The sequence below is a fragment of the Flavobacteriales bacterium genome (genome assembly GCA_013214975.1).
Classification (GTDB): domain Bacteria; phylum Bacteroidota; class Bacteroidia; order DT-38; family DT-38; genus DT-38.
The window spans coordinates 1-5,899 of record JABSPR010000183.1 but is presented as its reverse complement, the minus strand read 5'-3'; the positions used below and the strand labels follow the sequence as shown (position 1 = coordinate 5,899).

The window sequence follows — 5,899 nt, the reverse complement described above, 5'->3', positions numbered from 1 at the left end:
ATCCCCCAAATTGTATCCGTTGGGTAGAGTATCGTTTTCCCATTTAAGAAAGCTGACGAAGCATATTCTATTTCTTGCATAGCTCGTACAGTTTCATTATTTCGGAAGCGATAATATCATCATTAAACTTCTGAACGTAATCGAAGCCTTTGGTAATCATGTTTATCCTAATTTCTTCGGTGCTTAGAATATTATTAATGGCGTTCGATAATTCTTCTATAGAGTTACTGTCTACGAAGGCGCTATCTGGTCCGGCGGCCTCTGCGAAACAACCACCTGTGGAAGTAATTACGGGTACTTTCTGATATAGAGCTTCAATAATAGGAATTCCAAATCCCTCGTATTGAGATGGGTAAATCATTACTTTACTACCGGAATAGACATGAGCTAGCTGTTGATTGCTGATCCCTTCTCTTATATGTACTCTTTCAGAAAGACCAAGTTCGATTATTGCTTTCTCTACTTTTTTGAAATATGAAGTTTTTCGTCCAATAATAACTAAATGGATGTCACTCGCTTTAAGCTTGGATAAAGATTGCACCACTCTTAATGAATTTTTTCTTTCTTCAATGGTGCCAACATTTAATATGTAATTATCTGGCAGTTTTAGTTTTTTTAGCGTCTCTTTTACTGCTTCAGGAGAAGGGTGTTTTTGAAAAACTGGATCACAAGGTTGATAGACTACTTTGATTTTTTCTGGCGAGATATCAAAGTGTTTAATGATGTCTTTTTTAGTTTGCTCGCTTACTGCTATTATAAGGTTTGCATTCTGACAACCATGCCTAGCTTTGTGTTCGTATGTTACTCTATCGATTTTTTTATAGTGCTCAGGATGCTCTAAGAATATCAAGTCATGAACGGTTATGATGCTCTGTATTTCAGTATCGTTAATGCCTGTAGGTAATTCATTACTTAAGCCATGATAAATATCGATATTGTCCTCGTTTAGTTGGTTGAGGATACCAGTAGACCTCCAATAACTTTTTACTAGATTGTTGAAAAAACCTATTGGTTCCTTAACAATAACATTGTCTTTATTTAATGCTTCATGGAATTCGCCTATCGGTTTTTCTGCAGAAGGGGTATATAGATGGTATTCCTGATTAGAATAGTTTTTGCATAGAATGCGCACAATATTTCGGCTATAGGAACCTAAGCCGGTTTTATTGTGAAACGCTCGCTTTGCATCAAATCCGATTTTCACTATATGCGTTTTACTTCTATACTGCTACGTTGTGCTCTCTTAAAGCATCATTAAGAGATGTCTTAAGATCCGTAGATGCTTTTCTTTTACCAATAATCAATGCACAAGGCACTTGGTATTCTCCGGCTGCAAACTTCTTGTTGTATCCACCAGGAATAACAACCGATCTTTCCGGAACTTCACCTCTGTATTCGATTGGCTCTGGACCAGTAACATCAATTATTTTGGTTGACATTGTAAGTACTACATTTGCTCCAAGAACAGCCTCTTTCCTTACTCTAACACCTTCTACAACAATACATCTCGATCCAATAAATGCACCGTCTTCGATAATTACTGGAGCAGCTTGGATAGGCTCCAATACACCTCCAATTCCAACACCACCACTAAGGTGAACTCCTTTTCCTATTTGCCCACAAGAACCAACAGTTGCCCATGTGTCTACCATAGATCCTTCGTCAACATACGCACCAATATTTACATATGAAGGCATTAGTATAACACCTTTTTGAATGAAAGATCCGTATCGTGCAACTGCGTGAGGAACAACTCTTACACCAAGCTCTGCATAGTTTTTCTTTAAAGCGATTTTGTCATGAAATTCGAATGGGCCAACTTCAATAGTTTCCATCTTTTGAATAGGGAAGTATAGGATAACAGCTTTTTTCACCCATTCATTTACGATCCAATCGTCTCCGTTTGGTTCTGCTACTCTGATTTTGCCTTTGTCAAGGCCATCAACAACTGCTCTAATCGCCTCCGCTACATTCGCATCTTCAAGCATAGATCTGTCTTCCCATGCGGCTTCAATAATATTTCTTAGTTCTTCCATGATAAATTTTAGTAAGTGTAAAAGTAATAATAATGACATGAGTTAAAAAGGGAAATTGAGCTACGTTCAATTGATTCTTTGTAATTTTATATTAACTAAGAAAAGAAGGTTTTGGGGAGAATTTTAGCCATAGATTATGGGAGTAAGAGAGTTGGTGTAGCGGTTACAGATAAAGATAAAATCATTGCTACACGCCTTGATACTCTACATTCTAAAGATATTTTAGCTTTCCTTGAAAGCTATGTAGAAAAGGAGTCGGTGGAGTGTATTGTTGTTGGGGAGCCCAAGACTTTAAATAACGAAGATTCTGAATCAGCAAAATTTATTGATCCTTTTGTAGTTCATTTGAAAAGAAAGTTTCCGAATATCACAATAGAAAGGATGGATGAGAGGTTTACTTCAAAGATTGCGGTAAGAGCAATAGTGGACGCAGGCGTAAAGAAAAAACAGAGAAGAGAAAAAGAATTAGTTGATGGTGTGAGTGCAACATTAATTTTGCAATCATACATGGAACATAAAGGGATTTAAAAGTAATACAGTGATACTACCAATTAGAGCGTACGGAGATCCGGTACTAAAGAAAAAATGTCAGAATATAGACAAGGATTACAATGATCTATCACGCTTGATAGTCAATATGTTTGAAACAATGTACAAGGCAGAGGGAGTTGGGTTGGCTGCTCCTCAAATAGGGTTGCCGATAAGAATGTTTATTGTTGATGGTAGTGCCTATGAGGCGGATGAAGCTTGGCTCTCTGATTTTAAAGGTGTATTTATTAATCCGGAAATGCTTGTTGAAGAAGGGGAGGTTAAGGATTTTAATGAGGGATGCTTAAGTATACCGACTATTCGTGAAGATGTGTCGCGTAAGTCAGTGATTAGGATAAAATATTTTGATGAAAACTTTAAAATTCATGAAGAAGAATTTAGTGGGATAGCTGCAAGGATAATACAGCATGAGTATGATCATGTAGAAGGTATATTGTTTACAGATCATTTGAACGCTTTGAAACGGAGATTGATAAAAAGAAAATTGACTTCAGTTTCTCAGGGATTAGTTGACGTTAAGTATAAAATGAAATTTCCCATAAAAAGATAGATTATGAAACAATTGCAAATAGCGGGAATTCCAATTATTATAAGCTTTATGGCTATTATGTTAATAATTGGTTGCGGAACTGATGCCGATAAAGAATTAACAGAAGAAGAATTTGTTATCATGATTTCTGCTACTGAAGATAGTTTGTATAGTAAGAAAGGGATGAATATGGATGTTGAAAAGGCGACTGAACTACTAGATATGTACAGTGACTTTTCTGAGAGTTTTATTAAAAGTGATGAAGTGCCAGAAATGCTATTTAAAGGTGGTGAACTTGCAATGGGGTTGAAAAAATCTGAAAGGTCATTATCTTTCTTTAAGAGATTATTTAAAGCTTATCCAAATTATGAAAAAGCTCCCTACGCTTTATTTCTTCAAGGGTTTATAAATGAGAATTACTTAGGTAAATTAGGAAAAGCAGAAGAATTGTATCGTCAGTTTATGTCGGAGTATCCGTCACACGAGCTGTATAAAGACGCGAAGTTTTCTATAGAAAATATGGGAATGTCTCCGGAAGAATTATTAAAGTCTTTTGAGAAACAAACAGAAGCTTCTTAATTGAAATGCTTCTTGAGGTAGGTTTGCATTTCTTCAATGGTGACATTCTGAACAAGTGTACCTTTTTTTGTATAAGAAATATTTCCTGTCTGTTCGGAAACAATTAAAGCAATTGCATCAGAAATTTCTGTAATACCAAGGGCTGCTCTGTGCCTCATTCCAAGCTCTGCTGGCAAATCTTCTTTTTTAGAGGTAGGTAGAACGGCTCGTGCAGCTATTAATCGGTTATCCTCAACAATTACAGCTCCATCATGCAACGGACTGTTTTTGTAAAAGATAGATTCAATCATTCCTGAAGTAAGTTTTGCGTCAATAAGATCAATAGCACTGCTGTACAGTTTGAGGTCTGTTTCTCCCGAGATAATAATTAACGCACCGGTTTTTGTTAAAGCCATACTCTGCATTGCTTTGCATAGAGAGGAAACATCTAAAATAGCCCTTTCGTCTTCCTCTTTCCAAAAGAATAATTTGTTTTTCAAATAGCCCTTCTTGAAAATTTCTGTTGTGCCAATTAGTAAAAGAAATCGTCTTAGCTCTGGTTGAAAAACGATAACAAGTACTAAAACTCCAACACCCATAAAAGTGCCAAGTATGTCTCTGAGCATCTTCATGTTAAGTGTTTCAACTATTTTAAAAAGCAGGAAAAAAGACAATATTCCAATAAAAATATTGATTGCTGCAGTGCCCTTAAGCAGCCGGTATAATTGGTAAACCAATATGGCAACTAGAAAGATATCTATGATGTCGAGAAGTCCGAGATCGATAAAGTTCATGTCTAAATGTGCTTTTTAACTTTATTTGAAAAATCCATGATTTTAATACTTTCCATAGCTTCATTAACATCATGAACGCGTAGAATATTTGCCGAATTTAACAAAGAAAATGTATTTACTACAGTAGTGCCGTTCAAAGCATTTTCTGGAGCGGTATCTAAAACTTTGTTAATAAGCGACTTTCGCGATACACCTACAAGTATAGGTAGATTGAAAATTTTAAAATCTTCAAGGTTGTTTAAAATAATATAATTGTGCACTGTGTTTTTGCCGAATCCTACACCTGGATCTAGGATTATATCATTAACACCTAGTTTTTTTAGAGCTTCAATTCTAGAAGAAAAGAAGCTCATTATTTCCTTTACAACATTGTTGTAGCTCGGGTTCTTTTGCATTGTTTGTGGCGACCCTTGCATATGCATGAGGATGTATGGCACATTAAGATCAGCTACAGTCTCAAACATTTTCTTGTCAAGATTTCCTCCAGATATATCATTTATTAAAGAAGCTCCTGCATTAACGGCAGCTCTTGCAACGTCACTTCTGAAAGTGTCTATTGAGATAACAATGTTTGGAAACTCTTTTACTAATAATTCAATAATAGGTACAACGCGTTCTGTTTCTTCTGTAATAGTAATATCAATCGCGTTTGGTCGAGATGAGTATCCTCCTATATCGATAATTGTGGCTCCATCCGCTAACATAGTTTTAACCTGATCGGCAATGTTGTTATGTTGCAAATACTTACCACCATCATAAAAAGAATCGGGTGTAATATTTAGGATTCCCATGACTAACGGGATATCAAAATCAATCAATTTACCTCCGCAATTCAGGAGATTTTTCCTTAAGAAAAATGTATCTTTCACTTTCTAATTAGACGGGTTAAAAACTGTAATATATCACTAGGATTATTCATGAACAATACTTCAGAACAATACACTTTAATAGTTGATAAATGTAAAGATATATTTATTAAGAAAATGAAGGACTATGGCACGTCATGGCGAATCTTGAAAGCGACTTCACTTACCGATCAGGTTTTTATAAAAGCAAAGCGAATTAGTACAATACAAGAAGGGAAGATCCAAAAAATAGAAGAAGATATCACATCTGAGTATATTGGGATAATTAACTATTGTGTAATAGGCTTAATTCAATTAGAAAAAGGGAATAAGTCGGATTTAGACCTTGGGGAAAAAGAAGCCATTGATTTGTATACTTACTATGTGGCAGAGGCAAGATCTCTTATGGAGAAGAAAAATCATGATTATGGAGAGGCTTGGCGAGACATGCGTGTTAGTTCGTTAACCGATTTGATTTTGATGAAGCTTTTAAGAGTAAAACAGATTGAAGACAATAGGGGTGAAACAATCATTTCTGAAGGCATTGATGCAAGCTATTTCGATATTATTAATTATGCTATTTTTGCT

The 5,899-nt window shown here is 35.5% G+C and carries 8 protein-coding genes; 4 read left to right on the top strand and 4 right to left on the bottom strand.

Features of this window, described 5'->3' with window-relative positions:
* Window positions 1-67: 67 nt before the first annotated feature.
* Together HRT72_06390 and HRT72_06385 are read right to left on the bottom strand one after the other, a co-directional pair.
* On the bottom strand, window positions 68-1,204 hold the full coding sequence (locus HRT72_06390) for a glycosyltransferase family 4 protein (GenBank protein ID NQY67336.1): 1,137 nt from the start codon (window positions 1,202-1,204) through the stop codon (window positions 68-70).
* A gap of 16 nt (window positions 1,205-1,220) precedes the next feature.
* Window positions 1,221-2,036, bottom strand: coding sequence for a 2,3,4,5-tetrahydropyridine-2,6-dicarboxylate N-succinyltransferase (locus HRT72_06385; protein ID NQY67335.1), 816 nt, complete (start codon window positions 2,034-2,036; stop codon window positions 1,221-1,223).
* A 111-nt stretch (window positions 2,037-2,147) separates the two neighbouring features.
* On the opposite strand from HRT72_06385, the gene ruvX reads away from it, so the two are divergent.
* The 3 genes from ruvX to HRT72_06370 are packed head-to-tail and all read left to right on the top strand — an operon-like array spanning window position 2,148 to window position 3,693.
* On the top strand, window positions 2,148-2,564 hold the full coding sequence (gene ruvX / locus HRT72_06380; GenBank protein NQY67334.1) for a Holliday junction resolvase RuvX: 417 nt from the start codon (window positions 2,148-2,150) through the stop codon (window positions 2,562-2,564).
* Window positions 2,565-2,574: 10 nt separating this feature from the next.
* Entirely contained in the window at window positions 2,575-3,135 is a 561-nt protein-coding gene (locus HRT72_06375; protein NQY67333.1) for a peptide deformylase, read from the top strand.
* Between the two features lie 3 nt (window positions 3,136-3,138).
* Entirely contained in the window at window positions 3,139-3,693 is a 555-nt protein-coding gene (locus tag HRT72_06370; protein ID NQY67332.1) for a tetratricopeptide repeat protein, read from the top strand.
* Here HRT72_06370 and HRT72_06365 read toward each other — a convergent pair.
* Window positions 3,690-4,466 (bottom strand): diadenylate cyclase, encoded by a 777-nt coding sequence (locus tag HRT72_06365; GenBank protein ID NQY67331.1) that lies wholly within the window; start codon window positions 4,464-4,466, stop codon window positions 3,690-3,692. The two genes, HRT72_06370 and HRT72_06365, sit on opposite strands and share 4 nt — an antisense overlap.
* 2 nt (window positions 4,467-4,468) lie before the next feature.
* Window positions 4,469-5,257 (bottom strand): dihydropteroate synthase, encoded by a 789-nt coding sequence (gene folP, locus HRT72_06360; protein ID NQY67330.1) that lies wholly within the window; start codon window positions 5,255-5,257, stop codon window positions 4,469-4,471.
* A 126-nt stretch (window positions 5,258-5,383) separates the two neighbouring features.
* Here folP and HRT72_06355 point away from each other — a divergent pair.
* On the top strand, window positions 5,384-5,899 hold a 516-nt coding region (locus HRT72_06355), incomplete at its 3' end, for a DUF1599 domain-containing protein (protein ID NQY67329.1).

Coding starts and splice junctions, on each gene's coding strand:
- HRT72_06385 (NQY67335.1), bottom strand. CDS start 2,036: ATGGAAGAACTAAGAAATATTATTGAAGCCGCATGGGAAGACAGATCT.
- HRT72_06370 (NQY67332.1), top strand. CDS start 3,139: ATGAAACAATTGCAAATAGCGGGAATTCCAATTATTATAAGCTTTATG.
- HRT72_06365 (NQY67331.1), bottom strand. CDS start 4,466: ATGAACTTTATCGATCTCGGACTTCTCGACATCATAGATATCTTTCTA.
- folP (NQY67330.1), bottom strand. CDS start 5,257: ATGGGAATCCTAAATATTACACCCGATTCTTTTTATGATGGTGGTAAG.